Origin of the sequence: Chryseobacterium sp. ISL-6, from assembly GCF_018613715.1 — a bacterium.
In the GTDB taxonomy this organism is placed as follows: domain Bacteria; phylum Bacteroidota; class Bacteroidia; order Flavobacteriales; family Weeksellaceae; genus Chryseobacterium; species Chryseobacterium paludis.
On the sequence record NZ_JAGGPT010000017.1, the window covers coordinates 1 to 21094 of the forward strand.

Sequence of the window (21094 nt, forward strand, 5' to 3'; positions counted from 1 at the left end):
GTATACATTTGAACTTGCAACTATTTTGAGACAAAATTTATATACTCTTTATGCTACATTTTTAGATGGATTAGACATTAAATTTTGATACTCTTTATGGTTAAATTTACTTTTTAAATGAATATATGGTCAATCTTTTAGCTATCATTATTTATAAGAAATAAGAAATAAGAAATAAGAAATAAGAAATAAGAAATAATATGAGATAATATGAGCATCTGAGATTAGATAAGTAAAACATATTAGGTAATTGTAAATGTGATTTCAATGAAGATAGATAAAATATAGAATTTAAAAACATTGTTTCTTTAGTGGTGGGAAGCAGTGTTTTTTTTATTTGATGGTTTAATTATTATTCAGCTTATATTAGTTAAAAAAACTACACTGTATTAGTGATAATATTACTCAGTATCAATCGAATATAAACAAGTTGATTTCTACATTTATAATGTGATTTTTACTAATTAATAAGGTGAAAAGAAAAGTAGGGATGGAAAACTTTAGTTATGGATATTGTCTTAATATCCTATATTTTCTTTAAATCAGCTTTTGATCACACAAATAAGAATAACAAATAATTTTAAATATTATTACGATGAGAAAAATGTATTTATTACCAATAGTTTTGATAGGTGCTTTGTCTTATGGACAGGTGGGGATCAATAACGTTGCTCCTAAAATAACCCTGGATGTACAAAGTAAAACAACGGATGGAAGTACTTCGGAAGGCTTTCTCCTTCCGCGCGTTACAGGAAACGCTTTGCACGCAGCAGAGGCAGCAGCGGTATATGGCGCGGATCAGGATGCTGCGCTGGCATATGTTACGGCGGCGCCAGATCCGGCTAACCGTACTGGCCAGGTAGAGGGGATGGATGCTCCTGGTTTTTACTATTTCGTGCAGGCAGTAACAGATGGGTCAAGATGACATCCAATAGTGGTACCGTTACAGCTGATATTACCCAGCTGAGCTGCTCAGGTTCTACAGATATTGGAGTGCTTGAAGCGGGAGAGCCTGCTGCAGGGATTAATACTACAATCCCCTATACGGGAGGTAATGGTGGTATTTATTCCGGGATCAGTGTTCCTTCTACTGGTGTAACGGGACTTACCGCTAGCATTCCATCCGGCACAGTCAATAACGGTAATGGTACGTTGGTCTTTAATATTACAGGTACTCCTTCTGCCGCAGGTACTGCGGTTTTCACCATTAGTTTTGCAGGCGAAACTTGTGGATTTACCCGTACCGTGGCAGCTGGTGGCTCTTTTCCAGACGTGGTTCCTGTGATTATTAATGGGCAAACACGTCAGATGATGACTCATAACTTGGGTGCCGATACCTCGCTGGATCCTAATGTTCCTAATCAGGCGATTATTGGGAATTATTACCAATGGGGTCGATTAAATCCGGTAGCAACGGCTTATACCAATGCCAATGCTATTTCAGGATGGAATACAAGTGGGGCTGCAAATGGAGCCTGGAATAGTGGTACGGAAGCTGCCCCTGTTAAAACTTCTAATGATCCTTGTCCTTCTGGTTTCAGGGTACCTACCCGAAATGAGTGGACAGGGTTTAACACGGCAAGTACGACAAGTATTATAGGCACATGGGCTACATGGGCTTCAGATGGTGCAACCAATTTTAGTGCTGCCAGGAAATTTGTAAATAACGGGAGCACTTTAACTTTCCCTGTCTCAGGGAGACGCAGCTACACTACGGGCGAGTTGAACGGTCACGCCACCTACGGCTTCTATTGGAGCAGTACGGAAAACACTACAAACGCTTACCTCCTCTACTTAATTAGTACTAACGTCTTTCCCGCATACGGCAACTACCGCACGGAAGGATATCCAGTGCGCTGTATTTCAGAATAAATTCTATTGATTATATTTATTTGTCTATTTAGGCGATTTTTTATAGGAGTTTAAATTGAAAAGCATTATTAACTATAATAAGATTCTAGTGAACCAGTGCGGCAAAGGAATTTTTGCCGCACTTTTAAATCAGTTTTTAATGATTTTGATGGCTGCAAGAGGTCAATGAATAGAAAAATAGTAGTGATGATACTTTAAAAGTTAACTCCAATATTTAAAGATTATTTATGGATTATAAAAAGCAAATCTTTTTGATATTCCTGTTTTTAGCAGTAGCAATTAAAAACTATGGACAGTCAGTTAATATGTACTTTCCTAAGTTCGCTGGAAAAACCTATGACTTTATCCTTTTTCAGGGACACGATACCAAGGTTCAGAAAGGGATTATTCCTCCTGATGGAAAGTTTGTATTAGAAGTTCCAAAAGAATTTTCCCCTTATAAAGGGATGTCCCGCTGGCTGATTACAGGTACCCAGGAAGGTGGCGGGCTTGATATGATCATTCCCGGTCATGATTTTTCCATAGAATGCGTATCAGCTGTTCCGGATAATAAGAATATTATCTATAAGAACAATAATGAGAATGGTCTTTTAGATTCACTCTACGAGCATCAGAAATCTATTATTGACAAATTTATGGCGATGAAGATGGTAACAAATTCATACACAAAAGAGGACAAAAACTTCGGGCTCTATCAGGGTGAGCTTAATGTGCAAAAAGATAAGTATGCTCAGTTTCAGAGGGAGTTACAAAAAAAGCAAGATTATGCTTCCAGCTATATTCCACTAGTAAATATCACAAATGGTATGGGCTCTGCCCTTAAGGATACAGAAGACGAAAACAAAAAAGAACTCATAAGGACAGTGACAGAAGATATCCGCTGGGATGCTCTCTATACTTCCGGGAACTGGGATGGGGTGATCAGTATGTTTACCGAACTTGAGAATAAGACAGATGGTGGAATTAGTTTTGCTAAAGATTTTAAAAATATTGGGGCAAGAATTTCAGATAAGATGCTTTATACTTTTTTTGCAGAGCGTGTCACGTACTATTTGACCAAAGCTGGCCGTGATGATGTTATGGCGCAGTTAGCTCCAGCTATCCGCAGCTCAGGAAAAATAGGCTCCTATGATGGTGTTCTTTCGGTATACCAAAAAGCGGTTATTGGAAGTAAAGCACCAGATCTAATGATAACCCCAACTAAGAATTCACCAGCATCATCCGGGAAGGTGGATTCTAGTGATGGGAAGTATCAAAAGACCCTTTTGGTGTTCTATCAATCAGGATGTGGGCATTGTGATACGGTGATGAATGATATTACTACTAAACAGGATGATCTGATAAAAAATAACATCCGTTTGATCGCTATATCAGCGGATACAGACAAAAAGGTGTTTGAAAAAACATTCGCCAAACTAAATTGGAAAGGAATTGTATCCTGTGATCTACAAGGAATGAAAGGATCTAATTTTGTGAATTATGGAGTCCAGGCCACTCCTACCTTATTTACTATGGATGAGAAAGGAAATATTCTAACGCGCGGAAGTGCTACGTCTCCAATCCTGAATGATCTTTTAAGCCCTTCAAAAGAACTCTGGAGAAAGATCCGTAAGCCTCCCAGACCTTGGGTGTCTGAAAAATAAAAAAAATAATATATGAAACATACAAAAGTAACATCATCGGTATCCCATGTACCGGACTATAAAAAGATATATACGGATCTTATTACTTTGAAATACCCGGATTTGCTTGATAGGTGCAAGTATTTTTTAGAGAAAGACAAACTACTGGCTTATGATGTCATGCAGCTTAGCGGAATCATAACAGGGAAGAGTGATAAAGAGACTGATCTTTTTAATGCCAAGCACAAATCTTATGATGTTTGGACGATTAGGAAGATCCTTAATTATCAGAAAGAAAACCATTGCAGTAATCAGGAACTGGCTACTAAGTTCGGTACGAGCAGAAATACGATCACAAAATGGAAAAAATTGTTCAGTAAAACTGCTTAGTAAATAAAACATCATTGTTATACAAGATGACGAGAGATTAGCAATATATAGAGAATGTAAAATAAGATGATATTATGTTTAAAGAAATACATATAGGGGAGTTAATAAAGAAAAGAGTGAGTGAGCTCAATATTGATGAATCGCGGATTTGTGCTTTTTTTTCTCTAACCTCCCAGGAGATTAGTAGTATGTACCGGGAAGAAGATATGGACTCAAAATATATGCTGATGTGGAGTAAGCTCCTTGAGTATGATTTTTTCCGTCTGTATTCGCAACATCTTATTTTGTATGCACCTCAAAGTGGTATATTGGGCAGTGCTAGAAAAAGCACTTCATTGCCTGTATTCAGAAAGAGTCTTTATACAAAGGAAATGATTGATTTTATAGTGGAGCTTTTACAAACCAAGCAAAAAACTGAATCAGAGATTAATAAGCAGTACAATATTCCAAGAACTACGATTAATAAATGGCGTAAAAAATACGGTAAGAATGAAACTAATACTGATTCCTAGTATAATCATAAAGGATGTGTTAAAATTAGAAATGAAATTAGGCATACCAGATAACCGTAAGGCTCAAAATGAAGAGGTAATAATTAAATAAAAGAAGAGGTAAATAAATTAAATAAAAACAATATGATAAAACAAAATTGGGGAATGATCGTTCTGCTTGCCTTTAGTTTTCTGTGTATCGGATGTGGTGAAGAAAGGAATATACACAATATACTTAGAAGTACTGATGTTCGAGAGGTTCAGAATTATTTGGATAATGCCCGTGAGGATGATCCCAAGGTTATCGTATTAAAAAAAAGGATTATAGAGCTAAAAAATAAAGAATGGGTTAAGGGAGCAGCAGATGCAAAACCAATGGCATCCCGGCCAGTGACTATGGATCAGAGCCTCATTTCAGAAATTGATCATGCGGAGTTTGAAAAGCTTTTGCAGGAAGATGATGAGACGCACAGAAAAAAGACTACTAACCTTCTTAATGAAATATTTAATGATAGCAGGCATTCACCAAATAGCGTGTTACTCGTAAAGAATGAAAGTGGCTGCAATATGATTTTGCGAATTGCCAATAAGCAGGATTATAAGTTGGCTATCCCGGCAAAAGGAGAGAATTTTATTGTTCTTGAAAAAGGGAAATACAATATTACCGGAAATATTTGTGGATCGAGTTATGAGCAAATAAAAGATCTTAACAAAGGGATATGTTTGACCTTAAGACAGCTCTAGTAACATGTTTATATATAACATGTTGCTTAGAGATGTTTCATACTTACGAATATGGATAAGATCTGAGGTTATTTCTATTAAGAGATGTTTAAAATGATGGGGAGTGAAGGCGCTCTTTTATATAGGTATGGTCTATTAACGTATATTTTTTAGAGTATTTCTGCTTTCTTGTAGATACTAAAAATGAATGATTGAGCATAAGCACAGGATTTGATAATGCCACTCAATATTTAATAATGCCATTCAATAAAGATAAAAACAAATCATAGCTAAATAACATAATGAAACATAGGGTTTTGCATATGTTCCGGGACCTACTGACTAACTTTTATTGACCTTTAAAATGAGCTGTAGTTAATGATAAAATTAAATAGAAAGAAATTTGACTTGTGCTTGCGATATACGGGGCTTCTGGCAGTTTTGATATTATGTGTTATCTCGTGTGATCAGTATTCAGACGATGTAATAGCAAGGCAAGGGGCTGAGCACCTGATATTAATTAAACTTCGTAAAGATACTTCTGAGAAAATAAAACAGGAAATTGTCAACCGTTTTATGGCCCTTAATCGGTCTTTAAAAAACGGCAAGCAGTACCTAAAAGCGGAATATGGTTTTCAAAACAGTAAGGAAGGACTGGATGCCGGATTTGAGATTGGCTTTAGGATTTACTTTAAATCCGTGGAAGACGGGGAGTACTTTGAAGGAAAACCACGAGTAACTGATACCGGAGATAACGGAAAGTTTGATCACATGTATGATGATTTTAAGCATTTCATCACCCCTTATCTGGATACTGATAATGGGCTTTTCACCTTTGATTTTACCAGTAATAATAAAAGAGAAGACCAAGATGTTCCCGGTAAAGGATACAGATTAGACCACTGGGTATTATTTAAATTCAGAAGTGATATAACCCTCCCAGAGAAACAAATGGTAATTGACCGTTTTTTGGCGCTTAAGAATTCTATGAAAAAGGAAACTTCGTATATTCCTTTTATAGAATATGGATATGAGGATAGCAAAATAAAAAAAGACAGTGGTTTTGAAGTGGCATTCAGGGTGGGGTTTTCGTCGCTAAAAAACCGGGATTATTATGTAGGAAAACCTTTTCAAACTGATCCCGGGACCTTTGATCCGATGCATGATGATTTTAAAAATTTTGTAGGTCCATATCTTGATCCTACTGGAGGAGTCCTTGTTTTCGACTACGAAGTGATAAGACCATGATAAACACGATTAAAAAAAACTCAAACCTATGAATACTATGAAAATTTCAGTTATTATTCCTGTTTATAATGCGGAAAAATATGTTTCAAATGCCATAGAGTCAGCATTACAATTTGAAGAAGTTCATGAAGTAATCCTTATTGAAGATAAGTCCCCGGATAATGCCCTGGAGGTGTGTAAAAAGATGAGTGAAAAATATGAAAGGGTAAAACTTTATCAGCATCCGGATAAAAGAAATCATGGAGCAGGGGCAAGCAGAAATCTGGGGATAGAGAAATCAAGCGGTGAGTTTATTGCCTTTCTGGATGCGGATGACTATTTTCTTCCTAGTAGGTTCGATGCCGAAAAAGAGCTTTTTAAAGACCCAAAGGTGGAGGGGGTTTATGGAGCCTTGGGAGTGCATTATTATTCTGAGCAGGCAAAAAGAGAATATTACCCTTTATTTGGCGATGGGCTTAGGACTGTCTATAAAAGGCATGAACCAAAAGATGTTTTTCCTGGACAAATTTATATGCTGGGAGTTTTTGGATTGTTCAGTATTGATTGTTTGACAATTCGTAAAGAGCCTTTAATAAGAAAGATGGATTTCTATTTTAAGCCTCATTTAATGCTTCATGAAGATACTGAATTTTTATTCCGTTTGTCGTACTACCTTGACCTTTATCCTGGAATTATTGAAAAAGCGATTGCCATGAGAGGCGTACATGAGAACAATAGGATAACGAAAGTAGATGGTGGGACGATAAATCCGGCACTATCAAAAACAATATTATGGCGGGAAGTTAACCATTGGTCACAACTCGAAGATCGTATTCCTAAAGATGTCAAAACCCATATTAAAAGGATGTACTATAGTTATGAAATAGCAAAAGCCCCAAGGCTTAGAAAGTGGGGAATGATCATTAAATATCTCTTTACGGATTATAAAAATATAAGATCGGGTCTTTATAATATCAATTTCAGAAAGACTTTATTCAACTTTTCAGCTAGCGTGTGAAATCAAACTAATAAAAGTTATTGCTATGAATATTTCTGTTATTATACCTGTTTTTAATGCAGAAAAAAGCATTTTAAATGCTGTAGAGTCTGCATTGCAATTTGAAGAGGTTTATGAAGTGATCCTCGTTGAAGATGAGTCTGGGGATAATTCCCTGGAGATTTGTCGGAGACTTGAAAAGAAATATGAAAAAGTCAGCGTTTTTCAGCATATGGATGGAAAGAATCATGGTGCCGGTTTAAGCAGGAACCTGGGGATCGAATTCGTTTTAGGGGATTTTATTGCTTTTCTTAATGCTGATGACTATTATCTTCCTAGCCGTTTTGATGCGGAAAAGAAACTGTTCTCAAATCCTGAAGTAGATGGAGTCTATGGCGCTACGGGGATACATTATTACTCTGAAAAAGCAAAGGAGCAGTATTATCCCATTTACGGGGAATACCTGACAACGATTCATGAGAAATGTCCTCCTGAGTTTGTTTTTCCAGGACAAATGAAACTTGGAAGCCTTTTTGGTGATTTTAGTATTAATGCAGTAACGATCCGCAAAGACCGTTTACTGGAAAAGATGTCTGTTTTTTTTAAACCTATTCAATTTCATGGGGATAAGGAATTTTTACTGCGTCTGTCTTTTTATCTGAATTTATATTCCGGAATATTAAATAAACCCATAGCGATGCAGGGAGTGTATGAATATGATGGAATTGACTTTAAGATTCCTGAAAAAACCAGTGATCGTTCAAAAGTCTTTTTATGGGAAGAACTTCACAATTGGGCTAATAAGGAAGATTTGGTCCCTAAAGAAATGAAAATACATACAAGAAGGATGTATAAGAGTTTTAAGATTGCTAATGCCCCTTTATTAAAAAGATGGGCTATGGTTGCTTATTATATGATCGTTGACTCCCCTTGTATTCGTTTGGATGTTTATAATGCTAATTTTATAAATTCTCTGGGTATTTAGTTATTGCTTCGGAATGTTTATTAACAGGATCATTTGTTAATAAGATGAACCATAGGCTAACCAATATTATTGGTTGTGAATACATCAGTCTTTCTTAGTTAAGATATCAGCAATACTTATATCTAAGGCTACACACAACTTTAATAATGTTGAAAATAGAAAATCTTCCTTTCCATTTTCAATATCACTGATTTTAGAACGATCAATTTTGCCAGTTAGTTCGGCTAATTGTTGTTGTGTTAAATTCTTTTCTTTCCTTTTTTTCTTTAAAGAATTACCTATCTCTTTATATGTTTTAGCAAAGTTGTTAATCATATTTAAAAAATTATTGTGGCTTTATTGCCACATTGAATAATTATTGTTATATTTGCTTAAGCGATTATAAAATATAGATGGTTAAAATTTAACCACTTAACGATGTTTCTCGTTCCGTAAAGTCCTATTAGCAGACGAGATTATCGTGAAATCGCTCCATGTCGAAAAGTTTCTTACTTTTGCATACGGCATGCGAGCGGTTCTCACGTATACTTTCATTTGCAAACAATATTTTATTGTTAGGGTCGTAGGACACCCTCGGATTGAAAGTGTGAGACCGCTCCTTGCTTTTTTGCAGGAATTCTTCTCATACCTTAAAAGCATCGTTCTATATATTAAATTATATTTATGAGGACGACATTTTCAACCATTCTGCTTATTTGCCCACCGGAGTAGTCCGTTAGCATTGCAGAAAAAAACTTACAGCTCTATACCAAAATTGTCTGCAACAAAGCACAAATGAAGTATAGTTTTATTGACAATACCACATTCCGAGATTCCTTTAATAGTAAAAGGAAAGTCAGACTACGCTTTAAACTCACACCTTAAAAGTACTCTCTTTCTTTTAATTTTCCAAATTATTTTCAGCGCCAAGGGAATTTATTACTGAAGACAAAAAAAAGTGCACGGTCTGCATAATTCAGATGGTTATAGCTGTATTTAAATTTCAGGAAAATGTTTTCTCATTTAGAAATGACACTTTACAATGAGGATGTACAACTCATTGCGGCTTTACAGCTTTCACGGGACAAATTTTCATTCATATTAGTTAATGCTTTCCGGTTGCCCTTGTGGTCACTGTTCAAAGACCTCACCATGTCCTTTTTCAAACCAAAGGGCATCCTGGAAAGTTTTGTTTTCAAATACATGAATTCTGGAGTGATAATATAAAAACAATGAAATAGAATCAAGATTCAAGGAGATAAAAAAGCCCCTTCCCATAAGTCGACTAAAACAATTGGAAGGAGCTGATGATTATTGAATCGTTTAATTAAAAACATTACAAAACTATGAAAAAATCCTATAATACTATAGGAAGTATAGGCTTTGTCTTTATGTTGAGCTTTGTTTGCGGCAACATAAATGCTCAGACTAAGACCGTAACGGGAAAAGTTACTATGGGAAACCGACCTCTTTCAGGAGCCAGTGTTTCTCAACAAGGAAGTGACCAAACTGCTGTTATTAACACCCAGGGAATCTACCAGTTACAGATAACGGGAGAAAACCCCGTTCTTATATTTAGGCACCCTGATTATCCGGAGCAAAGGATAGAGGTAAATAGTAGGACGCGCATCAATGTTTCCTTTACTGAGAAAGTTAAAGGAATTGAAGAAGTGGTACTGAATGCAGGATATTATAAGGTGAAAGAGCGGGAAAGTACGGGTAGTATCGCCAAAGTTTCAGCAAAAGATATAGAAAACCAGCCTGTCACCAATGTTTTATCAACAGTACAGGGAAGAATGGCAGGAGTTAATATCACCCAAAATTCAGGAGTTCCGGGAGGGGGATATGATATACAGATCCGGGGAAGGAACAGTTTACGCAGTGCCGGAAATGAAGCGCTTTATATTATTGATGGAGTGCCTTATGGTGGGCGGGTGAATGCTCAGAACTCAGCCGGGATTCTGCCTTCAGGGAACATCAGTCCTTTGAATGGGATCAATCCGAATGATATCGAAAGTATAGAGATCTTAAAAGATGCAGATGCTACAGCTATATATGGGACTAGGGGAGCTAACGGAGTTATACTTGTCACCACAAAGCGAGGTGTTAAAGGTAAAACACAGGTCTCGTTGAATACCAGTTATGGACTGACTAAAGTAGCCAGGCATTTGGAAATGATGAATACTGAGGAGTATCTGGATATGCGGAGGCAGTCCTATGCGAATTCAGGGATAGCTGTTTATCCTGCAAATGCATATGACGTAAATGGAAAGTGGGATAGTTCCAGGTATACGGATTGGCAGAAGGTCCTGATCGGTAATTGGGCTGAGCAGCAGTCTACATTAATGTCCATTAACGCAGGGAGTGAGAACAGTACTTTTTTAATCAGTGGGGGTCATACGGAGAATACGACAGTCTTTCCGGGGGATTTCAGATATAAGGTTAATACCCTCATGTCCAGTTACAGCTACAGGTCACCTGATAAGAAACTCTCTTTAAGTTCATCGGCTAATTTCAGTACCTCTGATAATAATGTGGTCAATGCTGATCTTACCAACCGTTCTTTATTTTTAAGTCCTAATGCTCCGGCACTATACAATCAGGACGGATCACTAAACTGGGCGGATGGAACGTTTTCCAGTCCGGTAGCTGCTCTGGAAGGAAAGTACTCCAATAAAACAACACAGTTTAATCAGAGCATGAACCTGGAGTATAAGCTGGGGTACGGCTTTGCCTTTAAGGTAAATGGAGGGCTTAATTTTCAGGATTTCGAAGAGTTTTCGGTTAAGCCCAACACGATGTACAATCCTACATCTGCCTCAGGGTCTAGCTCGCAGTATTCTACTTCATCGAAAGGAAATAACAGGATCTTTTCATTTATTGCAGAGCCGCAACTGGCATGGAATAAGAAAATAGGGAAGCACCAGCTTGAAGCATTACTGGGTGGGTCATTACAGCAAATAAGAAACAAACAGTCCGGGATTACCGGGACAGGTTTTTCAAGTAATGCACTCCTTTATAATGTAACGGCTGCCAATACCAAGACATTTAGGGATGAAATAGATACTGATTACCGGTATGCTTCGCTATATGGAAGGTTGAATTATAAATTTAACGGACGGTATATCCTGAATTTTACGACGAGAAGGGATGGCTCTAGCAGGTTTGGTACAGACAATCGCTTTGCGAGTTTTGGAGCTTTGGGGGCGGCTTGGCTGTTCTCGGAAGAAAGTTTTTTAAAAGAAGTTGAATGGCTGAGTATAGGGAAGCTTCGGGGAAGTTATGGGATTACAGGAAGTGATGCGATAGGGGACTATCAGTACCTGGATACCTATAGTATTTCAACAATGTCTTATAATGATGTGGTAGGTTATTATCCTTCAAGACTGTACAATCCTTTGTTCAGTTGGGAGAAGACTAAGAAACTGGAGATGGCTCTACAGTTGGGGTTTTGGAAAGATCGTGTGAATTTCCAGGCTGCCTGGTACAGAAACCGGTCATCCAACCAGTTGGTTGGTATCCCTCTTTCTGCAACTACAGGATTTAGTTCGGTACAGGCCAATCTGGATGCCACTGTTGAGAACAGCGGATGGGAACTGGAGCTTTCAGTAAAGCCTATTAAGACTAAGGAATGGGGCTGGAATTCATCGTTTAATATTACGGTTCCCAAAAACAAGTTATTGTCGTTTCCCGGGCTTGAAGGTTCTACCTATGCCAATACGTACGTGGTAGGCTATCCTACATCAATTGTGAAATTATATCAGTATGAAGGGATAGATCCGGGAACGGGGCTATATGTTTTTAAGGATTTTAACGGGGATGGAAAGATTACCAGCCCTGATGATAACAAGGCAATTGAAAACCTGGGGACACGGTTCTTCGGTGGATGGCAAAATGATTTTAATTATAAGAATATAAGTTTATCCTTTCTGTTTCAGTTTGTGAAACAAATCAGTTATAATTACTTCAATACAATGCCCTATCCGGGTAATATGAATAATCTTCCGGCAGCTTTTACCAATGTGTGGTCACCTTCGAATCCATCAGGTATTATTATGCCATACTCGGTGGGGAATAATGCGCAGGTGAATGCCTTGAATGCGAATTTTGCAGCCAGTACAGCAGCAATAGGAGATGCTTCCTACATCAGGCTGAAAAATGTCCAGCTCAATTACAGGATTCCAATTCATTCAAAGACGGCGAAAGAAGCGGTTATTTATTTTCAGGGACAAAACCTGTTAACATGGACCAATTATTTTGGACTCGATCCTGAGTTTACTTCTGCCGGGTATCTTCCACCATTAAAGACCTATTCGATAGGCTGTCAAATTACTTTTTAAGAAAATTATGGAAACAAAAAATAAAATAAAGGTTAGAATAAAAATATTCATAGGTATGTGCATGATCCTAATGAGTTACGTGTCATGTGACAACCTGATTGAACCGGATGAACCTACGAATCAGATAAGCAGTAACGAGGTGTTTAATAATGTAAATACGGCAGATGCTGTACTGAGCAGTCTCTATGCAGAGCTGCAATATAATTCAGTGATCTCAGGGGGAAGTCGTGGCCTTGGTTCACTTTTGGGCACGTATGCTGATGATCTCGACAGTTATTTCCTGCCATCACAAACTGCTTACCTGGATATTTACAATACACAAGTACTTCCCACCAATGCGGTTCTGAAAACACTATGGGCAAATGCATATAAAGAAATATACATCAGTAATGCCCTAATAGAGGGTATTACAAAGTCATCTGCTATTAAAGAAGAGGATAAAAAAAGGATAAAGGGAGAAGCTTTGCTCATCAGATCACTCATTCATTTGAGACTGAGCCAGCTTTTTGGTGATATTCCCTATGTCACAACAACAGATTATACCATCAATCAAAGTATAGCAAAGTTATCTTCTAATGAGCTCTTGAATAAGGTGATTGATGATCTTGAAGAATCTAAAGGCAATCTAAAAAATGAATATCGAAATACGGAACGAATATATCCTAACCGGTATGTAGCTGTAATACTTCTTTGTCAGGCATTTATGATAAAAGGGGACTGGGAAAGGGCAAGACAATATGCAGAGGAAATTCTAACGAGTCCCATATACCAGATTAATACAGACCTTAACCTGACATTCAGGAAAGAAGGAAAGAATATATTATGGCAGTTAAAGCCATTAAAAGTGGGTGATGCTACCGCCGAGGCTCAGCTGTATTTTATATCAGGAACTCCCCAAAACTATGCTCTTTCCAATAACCTGGTGGATATTTTTGATGCTAGTGATCTACGTAAGGAACTGTGGATGAAGAAAGTAGTTTCCGGGCCTACAACCTATTATGGAAACTATAAGTATAAGAATACGGTTTCCAATATCAATGAATATTCGGTCATTTTCAGGATTGAAGAAGTATACTGTATGATGGCTGAAATCTTAACAAGACAGAACAGGATAGCCGATGCGCTACCTTATATTAATGCTGTACGGGTAAGGGCGGGTCTTTCTGTACTGGTGCCAAGTATTTCAAAAGACCAACTTTTAAATGAAATTCTATCTGAAAAGAGAAGAGAGTTTTTTGCTGAAAGTGGAATTCGTTTTTTTGATCTTAAACGCTTTAATAGGCTCGGGGATTTAAATGCTCTTAAACCGAACTGGAACGGGTTTAGAAAAGTCTGGCCTCTCCCACAATCTGAAATACTGCTTAATCCTAATCTTAATCCTCAAAATCCCGGATATTAAAAATGAATACAGTACAAAATATAATAATAACCTTATTGGTGCTCTTTTCGGTTAGAATACATTCACAGGGTGCAGTAACTCCCTTACCTAAAAGGTTTATCAACACAGTTTATGATGTAAAGTTTCTAAAAATTTCAGATAATAAAAGATGGCTTTCCTTTCAGAAGTCTTATGAAACTAATAGCGATACAATGGTAATAGTAGATGTAAGAAAGCCTGATAGAATTTATTACCAAAAACCTGATGCTGTTGCTTTCTATACCACATTCACCAACAATGGCTATCTTTTTTCCAGAGGCAGAGGGGACGTAGAAATCTTAAAGTTGCCTTCTTTAAAGCCTGTTAAATGGAATGATGTGAAAGAGGGCTTTTACGATAAGAAAGAAAACACGATCATTTTACTAAGGGACAAAACGCTTACAGTGATGAGTGAAGAGGGGCAGATGTTGGGAGCTTTACAGGGTGTGAAAAAAATAATAGGTAAGGGTGAAAGTAGATTTGCTGTTGTATCGGGCTCCGATGAAGAATCATTGTTTAGAATTTCCGGTAGAAACTTTAAAAAGATATATACATCTCCAAATCAAATAAGTTCCGTTATAAGTGATAACCATTCCAGCCTTATTCTAATAGAAGAAAAAGGAGATAAAAAGGAGATCAAATGGGTTGATGGATCAGAATCTAAAGTTCTGCATTTTAATAACGGTTCGGAAGCGAGTATAAAAACTGCAGAAGCAGTCTCTCTAAAAGAAGGTAAACAATATTTATTGAAAGTATTACTGAATAAAAAAAGAAGGGAAAAGGATGATGTTGATATATGGTTTTCCAATGATAAGACTTTACAAACGAAATTTTATGATGATACTGTTGAAAATACCTTATTATGGGAGCCTTTAGTTAAAAAAGTTACAGTTTTAACGGCCACGGATGATCATAAAATGTCTTTTTTTGGGAATCCTGATCACCTCCTGAGTTTTAATCCTTTTCAGCATCAGGATTACCGTTCTAATGGACCGAAGTATTCGGTTAAACTTTATAATGTACAAAAAGATAGGGAAGAAAATCTCCAAATAGATGGACGTTCTATTATTTCTGATCCAAAAGGCAGGTTTCTGTTGAATGTTAAAAATAATTATTGGCAGCTTTATGATCTTGCCACATTATCACAAAAGCAAATTCCTTTACAATTGGCCAGATCCAGTAAATATAAGCCTCTGAAGGTTTATTTTTCAGATGATGGGGAGAGGATTGTTTTTGAGGGGATTGGAAAGATGTCAGAATACATTATTAAAGATGGGGTTTTAAGGTCAGTTCCGCTTATTGAAGGTTATGAATCCGAAATCTTAAATGGAAACAGGGATACCTATATTAATGGATTTAATTTCTATACAAATACATACAAACCTGAAAAACCATTGCTGATAAAACTATATGACCGTAATAATAATAAAACGGCACTGGTAAGTTATGATGGAAAAAAGATCAGAATTATAATTAAACCTACAGAGGAGAGTATCTCTGTTATTGTTACCAGTAGGGATATGAAGGATCTGATGTATTGTCGCAGTACAATGGGATCACCACCCACAATTATTTTTAATACTGGTAACAAGGAAAGGGAACTATTCAAAACAAATAAGCATGACCGGAATACACTTAAAGGACTGCGATCTGAAATCATGACTTATCAAAATAAGAATGGTGATAGCTTAAAAGGTGTTCTGATTTATCCACTCAATTATACAGAAGACAAAAAGTATCCTATGGTAGTAAGTATTTATGAAAAGCAGCTCTATTTTAGTAATAAGTATCTTAAGGATGGCTTTGATGCACCCTCAGCTGGGCTAAATGTAAGAGATTTTGTACAGAAAGGGTATTTTATCTTTTTACCTGATATCGTTTTTGGAAAGAAAGGTACGGGTGAATCTGCATTGGACTGTGTCCATAGCGGGCTGGATGCACTTGAAAAGATTAATGAAATTGATTTTGATCGGGTAGGACTTATTGGTTTTTCACATGGAGGTTACGAGACTAATTTTATTGCCACACGTTCTAAACGTTTTGCGGCCTATGTTGCGGGAGCTGGAAACAGTGATTTGGTCAGGTCATATTTTTCTTATAACTATAACTTTAATAGTCCTTTCTACTTTCAATTTGAAAATGGACAATATGAGATGGACCAGCCTTTTTTTTCAGATAAGAACCTGTACACTGATAACAGCCCCATCTATCATGCAGATAGTGTAAGTGCTCCCATTTTACTATGGACAGGAACTAAAGATCAGAATATCAACTGGGAACAAACAATGCAGTATTTTTTGAGTTTAAAAAGAAGTGGAAAACCCTCTATTGCTTTATTTTATCCTGAAGAAGGTCACGGTCTTCGTAAAACGAAAAATCAATTGGATTTGTTTATCCGGGTGGAGGATTGGTTTGATTATTTCCTGAAACAAAAAAATACAGAATGGATTAGAAAAGGATTAGAAGAGGAATAAAAAGAAGAATTTTAATTATAGTTGTTTGCACAACTCCAATTTAGTATTTAAAAACACAGCACACTGGATTTCTTTTTTTAATTTAAGCATGTGGTATTCGGGTGAAAATTTCAATCCAATTGAGAAATGAGTTCAATTGTATGAAGAAAAGGTTACTTTATATGAACGAATGTTGAAAGAAAAAGATGAAATGGTAACAAGACTTGAAAAGTTAATTGATGGATCAATGTTTTCAAAAATTCAGCCTACTGTCTTGTCCTGAAATAGCTTTGTTGAATGTTCTGGATAGCCATTAATTAAATAATCACTACCCTTAACTTCTCCTGTATTAATCTCATTCCTACACCTTATATAAGATATTAATTCATTTATACCAGAAGCAAATACCGCTCCAGATGTCAATAAATCTAATGTTTTAATTTTATTAGTCATGAATATTTTTTTTTTTAAGGCGCTTGTTGCCCTGATGTTCTATCATTCGCAAATGATGTATTCAATTTAGCTTTAACTGCATTTACTAAAGGAGAAGCAACATTATATTTAGCTTTAAAATCATTAGCAAAAGGAATAATTGAATTAGTTTTTGCTTTTTGTTCATTTATAAATGGTATAATTTGATTTACGGCAACTTTTAATGCATTTGCTAATATCTGAGTAGTTCCTGGATCACTAGCATCATCCGTACTTACTGGTAATATATCATCTGTGGATATAGGAGTCAAATCTGCTAAAGAAATTGCTGTACTGTTAACTTCTGACACATCTGTAATCCCAGCCGATTGATTAACTAATCCTTTTATAGATGGTGTAGCATTTGATGGTATTAAGCCTTTCCATCCTGTCCATACACCAGCATTTCTAACATTGAAATAAATTTGTGCCCCAGTATTTGGAGCATAGATATGAAGTATTGTTCCATTAGAGGTTCTGAATACAGCTAAGTTACCACTACCAGCAACGGGAGTATTAGTAGATGTAGAACTTATACCATAATTACCTGTAGAAAGTATTGTTGATACATCTGACGTTTGTATTGTTGGTATTGCAGGATAAGTAGCTATTCTAACTGAATTTTGTTCAAATAATTTAGAATTAACAACATCACCATCAACATTGATTCTAAGCCCTCTATAATCAGTTATATTATAAGGTGTCATACTTAAATATGTGGCTTGGTATCCACCTAACATTGGATCACACCAATCAACCTGTATATCATACGATGAATCTAAATTTTCACCGGCTGCAGAAGCCCATAAAGAATTATATATACCAAATTTAATAAATGGTGTATTTTTATTTGGATCGTACCATGTATTTGGCCCTACATAATCTACCAATAGTTCACCATTTCTCCATAATTGAAGTGTACCACTATTAGTCCAGCTAAAAGAAGCTTTAATTATTATACTATCCCAGCTACCTAGATTGGCAGCTCCAAGATCCCAACTTCTTGATCTAATAGTCGGTCTGACATTTATACCACCATCCCCAGATAAATCACCTGTAGTACCTCTTGGATTATTTCTATTTTCTAATACTAATCTACCTTCCTTAACATATAATGCTACACATGGTTCTCTACCAACAGGAGTATCTTGTGGTAAAAACTGTATTATAATAAATGTGTTTCCCTTTGCTACTTTCAAATTTTCTGGAAGCCTCAATAAGCCACTGAACCATCTAACATTTTCAACTCCAGTAATAGGGGTTGCTGGCTGTACTGTACTCAGCTCAGATCGTTGTGGTACATCTACTTGATTTGGTCTTAATTTGAATCTTAAAAATTGTCGTGTACTATTAAGTATAACCTCTGCAGTTATTCCATCTCGCATACCAGTAGTAGCAGTTCCCCATCCAAATGTAGTTCGCGTTGAATAATTAGTTTCTCTATAAACTCCTGTTCTTGTTATATGAGGTGTTGTTAATGGAATTTCTTGAAAAGCTAAATTTAATTTAGCATCATTTTTTAATGGAAATACTGTTTTACCTTCTGGTTTATCAAAAATATTATTCCATGATACATTCTCCATCCATTCATCATAATTATATGAATTTTTAATAATATTTGGAGTGACTATAGAATTTACTTCATCTTTTAAATAATTAATTATACTTCCTACAGATTTTCTTTCATATTTTGTTTTGGGAATTACTACAGAATTTTGATAATCTTGTCTTACTTGTAATTGATAACGAAGCCTTCCAACTTTAACAACTCTAATTAAATCTCTTTCAAGGTTACTTAAAATAGCTAATGGAGGTTCTGATAAGTGTAAGTATGCCTCATCAATTTTATAAAATTCACGCCATCCAACTACTCTAAAATTAAATTTTATACTTTTTAATGGTCTTTGACCAAATGACGGTCTATCACTATTTACTCTAACGGTTACTGGTTGTTGTAAATCATGGATATTTAATACTCCTTTAATATTAATATAGTCTCTATATTCTATTGTTGAAGTATCAATATCTGTAGTTCCCCTTTCTGGGCATGTAACATCATAAACAACCCTCCAACTTGTATCCACCAAAGGAAGTGTAGACTGTTTTTCTATTGTAAATTCTGAAACAAGTTTGATATCATGTACGTCAACTATTTCAAATCCTTCAATATTTGTTAAAGGATCAGCTATTTTAAATTCAACAGGTTTAGGAAGATCTCCTTTTGCAAGATATCCCTGAAGTTGTACACTTTCATAAACTCCCATTTTAAGTAATAATACCTCAGTAGGTGTAAGGTCTTTAACAGACTGTAGTGTTCCCTTGATTAAATTTTTAGTTTCTAAAGAATCGAAAGTTCTTCGATAAAAAATATTATCTTTTTTTATATAAACAAAACCATCTTTCTTGGCATCAGTCATAGGACTGCCATCATACCAAGTTGTTGTCTCTCTATAATTAACATCTGCTTCATCTTCGATGTCTATTCTCTTTATTTTATCGTCGGCTATACTCATACTTAATCAAAATCGTCATTATATAATTGTGTGTTAATTCCAAAATTCCAAAAAAAGACTGCCAATATATTTTATCCTCTGGGGTTAGATTATATGACTCAATTAAAGGAAATTCTTCTTTCAATTTTTCTTGTGTAATGCTTTCAATTTTTCTTTTATTTCCTCTACCATCAATAAATATTACATCACATGATATTTTATCTCTTTCTAAAATATACATTGATTCTAGTTTTACAGCGAGATTTTCTTGCTGTATGACTTCTACCCATTTAAGGGAATTTAAGTTCTGACTCTGTTGTAAAAACTCTATGGTTGGACAAATTATTTATATGATATCGTTCTAACTTCTTTTTTTGGTATCGGTTCTTGTTTATGGTGAAATATCACCATATCTACATCTCTTTTTAAAAAAGTTATTTCACCTTTAATATCAGAGTATCTATATCCAGCATTTTCAGCAGTATAATTAGGTAAATCAATATTTTTTTTGAGCTCGTAGGTTTCTCCATTCAGATGTATGGTCACTACATTAGTTATCGTATTGATTGTAACTTCCATTTCATCTTCTGCAAATTCATCATCAATGTATACATTTCTAATAATTTGTGCAGAATGGTTTTTATCGATTTTAACCAATTTTGATTTTCCAGGTTGTTTACAAGCTATCACTAGGGGAATTATTAATCCCAAAATAAAAGGTAAAAATTTTTTCATGGCGGTCTATTAATTATTTATTTATTAATGGCAACAACAATAACAGATTCATTGAACACTGTTATTCCAGTTGTGGCTACACTACAAGCTTGCGATGAAAAAGTCAATTCCCTTCTGGTTTATTGTAAATTTAATACTAATATTTTTACCAAGTTTCTATAACAATGTAGATTTATATGGAAATAAATGTCATATAACAACTACTGTATACTGAGTTTTTCCTATGAAAGAGCAAAAAAAATTCTACAATAAGATTGTTTAAAGATTAAACTGACTTTTTTAGTCTCTAGAGTACGAGATATTATTCCGAAAATGGAATCCCTATAATCAAGGAATAATAATAAGCAAACACTAGATGATATCGAATTTTTAACTGGTATAGATTCAAGTGATGTAAATAAATATGAACAAAAGGGTTACCTAATGTTGTTGTTTCCCCCAAAAATGTTTCTCGTTCATTAAGAATCATAAATTTTAAGATATAATTTATGATTCTAAAAGAGTATTTTGAATATATGAAATCCAATAATATCACAAACAAAGAATGGATTGAATGAGCTGAAAAAACTCGATTGGTACGATCCTGTAAAAAATACAGAAGGCAGTTTAATGGATAATGTTGATAAAAACACTTTAGAAAATAAAAAAAAAGAAATGGGGCTGGTAAATACAAATCTATTCTTTTAAGGAGCTAATTCAAATCGGAAAAGCCCATCAGCCAAAAGGCATAATCTATAGTTTTATATAGATTAATTCATAGGATAATCACTACACACAAGCAGATTCTTTAGTTTTATATGGAATGTAACGCTAAAACAAGTGAAAACAAGCCATCCTGAATTTGTTTTCTTTACTTTTACCTGCTGACAGCATTCTGCCTTTCTTTTAACAGACGATAAT

The 21094-nt window shown here is 35.5% G+C and carries 18 protein-coding genes; 13 read left to right on the forward strand and 5 right to left on the reverse strand.

Annotated elements, in window-relative coordinates; all coding sequences use genetic code 11:
• Window positions 1-595: 595 nt before the first annotated feature.
• The 9 genes from J7E44_RS23160 to J7E44_RS23200 all read left to right on the forward strand — a co-directional run bounded on the left by J7E44_RS23160 (window position 596) and on the right by J7E44_RS23200 (window position 8307).
• A complete protein-coding gene (locus J7E44_RS23160) occupies window positions 596-925 on the forward strand; it encodes a hypothetical protein (RefSeq protein ID WP_214834463.1) in 330 nt (109 codons plus the stop codon).
• A complete protein-coding gene (locus J7E44_RS23165) occupies window positions 922-1872 on the forward strand; it encodes an FISUMP domain-containing protein (RefSeq protein ID WP_214834465.1) in 951 nt (316 codons plus the stop codon). Before J7E44_RS23160 ends, J7E44_RS23165 begins: the two co-directional genes overlap by 4 nt.
• Window positions 1873-2099: 227 nt before the next feature.
• The gene (locus J7E44_RS23170; RefSeq protein WP_214834467.1) at window positions 2100-3515 is read left to right on the forward strand and encodes a TlpA family protein disulfide reductase; all 1416 of its coding nucleotides are present in this window, start codon (window positions 2100-2102) and stop codon (window positions 3513-3515) included.
• A 12-nt stretch (window positions 3516-3527) separates the two neighbouring features.
• Window positions 3528-3884, forward strand: a complete 357-nt coding sequence (locus tag J7E44_RS23175; protein WP_214834469.1) for a helix-turn-helix domain-containing protein — start codon at window positions 3528-3530, stop codon at window positions 3882-3884.
• Between the two features lie 116 nt (window positions 3885-4000).
• On the forward strand, window positions 4001-4396 hold the full coding sequence (locus J7E44_RS23180; RefSeq protein ID WP_353050521.1) for a transposase: 396 nt from the start codon (window positions 4001-4003) through the stop codon (window positions 4394-4396).
• A gap of 123 nt (window positions 4397-4519) precedes the next feature.
• Entirely contained in the window at window positions 4520-5119 is a 600-nt protein-coding gene (locus tag J7E44_RS23185; RefSeq protein WP_214834471.1) for a DUF6759 domain-containing protein, read from the forward strand.
• 357 nt (window positions 5120-5476) lie between these two features.
• Window positions 5477-6346, forward strand: a complete 870-nt coding sequence (locus tag J7E44_RS23190) for a Dabb family protein (protein WP_214834473.1) — start codon at window positions 5477-5479, stop codon at window positions 6344-6346.
• A gap of 28 nt (window positions 6347-6374) precedes the next feature.
• Window positions 6375-7343, forward strand: coding sequence for a glycosyltransferase family 2 protein (locus J7E44_RS23195; RefSeq protein ID WP_251040669.1), 969 nt, complete (start codon window positions 6375-6377; stop codon window positions 7341-7343).
• 25 nt (window positions 7344-7368) lie between these two features.
• Window positions 7369-8307: a glycosyltransferase family 2 protein gene (locus J7E44_RS23200; RefSeq protein WP_214834474.1), complete on the forward strand. Its 939-nt coding sequence runs from the start codon at window positions 7369-7371 to the stop codon at window positions 8305-8307.
• An 84-nt stretch (window positions 8308-8391) separates the two neighbouring features.
• Here J7E44_RS23200 and J7E44_RS23205 read toward each other — a convergent pair whose 3' ends face one another.
• Window positions 8392-8622, reverse strand: a complete 231-nt coding sequence (locus J7E44_RS23205; RefSeq protein WP_214834476.1) for a helix-turn-helix domain-containing protein — start codon at window positions 8620-8622, stop codon at window positions 8392-8394.
• A 1010-nt stretch (window positions 8623-9632) separates the two neighbouring features.
• On the opposite strand from J7E44_RS23205, the gene J7E44_RS23210 reads away from it, so the two are divergent.
• Genes J7E44_RS23210 through J7E44_RS23220 form a run of 3 tightly spaced genes read left to right on the forward strand, consistent with a single transcriptional unit; the run spans window position 9633 to window position 16517 of the window.
• Window positions 9633-12626 carry a SusC/RagA family TonB-linked outer membrane protein gene (locus J7E44_RS23210; protein WP_214834478.1) on the forward strand — a complete coding sequence of 998 codons (2994 nt, stop codon included), beginning with the start codon at window positions 9633-9635 and terminating at the stop codon, window positions 12624-12626.
• Window positions 12627-12681: 55 nt separating this feature from the next.
• On the forward strand, window positions 12682-14025 hold the full coding sequence (locus J7E44_RS23215; protein ID WP_251040670.1) for a RagB/SusD family nutrient uptake outer membrane protein: 1344 nt from the start codon (window positions 12682-12684) through the stop codon (window positions 14023-14025).
• A 2-nt stretch (window positions 14026-14027) separates the two neighbouring features.
• Window positions 14028-16517 (forward strand): alpha/beta hydrolase family protein, encoded by a 2490-nt coding sequence (locus tag J7E44_RS23220; RefSeq protein WP_214834482.1) that lies wholly within the window; start codon window positions 14028-14030, stop codon window positions 16515-16517.
• A 240-nt stretch (window positions 16518-16757) separates the two neighbouring features.
• Here J7E44_RS23220 and J7E44_RS23225 read toward each other — a convergent pair whose 3' ends face one another.
• The 4 genes from J7E44_RS23225 to J7E44_RS23240 form a co-directional block, all read right to left on the reverse strand.
• Window positions 16758-16949, reverse strand: coding sequence for a hypothetical protein (locus J7E44_RS23225; protein ID WP_214834484.1), 192 nt, complete (start codon window positions 16947-16949; stop codon window positions 16758-16760).
• A 14-nt stretch (window positions 16950-16963) separates the two neighbouring features.
• The gene (locus tag J7E44_RS23230; RefSeq protein ID WP_214834486.1) at window positions 16964-19480 is read right to left on the reverse strand and encodes a heparin lyase I family protein; all 2517 of its coding nucleotides are present in this window, start codon (window positions 19478-19480) and stop codon (window positions 16964-16966) included.
• Entirely contained in the window at window positions 19461-19700 is a 240-nt protein-coding gene (locus J7E44_RS23235; protein ID WP_214834488.1) for a hypothetical protein, read from the reverse strand. The genes J7E44_RS23230 and J7E44_RS23235 overlap by 20 nt, the downstream gene beginning before the upstream one ends.
• Window positions 19701-19801: 101 nt before the next feature.
• The gene (locus J7E44_RS23240) at window positions 19802-20194 is read right to left on the reverse strand and encodes a hypothetical protein (protein WP_214834490.1); all 393 of its coding nucleotides are present in this window, start codon (window positions 20192-20194) and stop codon (window positions 19802-19804) included.
• A 549-nt stretch (window positions 20195-20743) separates the two neighbouring features.
• Between J7E44_RS23240 and J7E44_RS23245 the strand changes: the two genes are divergently transcribed.
• Window positions 20744-20881 (forward strand): hypothetical protein, encoded by a 138-nt coding sequence (locus J7E44_RS23245; protein ID WP_214834492.1) that lies wholly within the window; start codon window positions 20744-20746, stop codon window positions 20879-20881.
• Window positions 20882-21094: the final 213 nt, after the last annotated feature.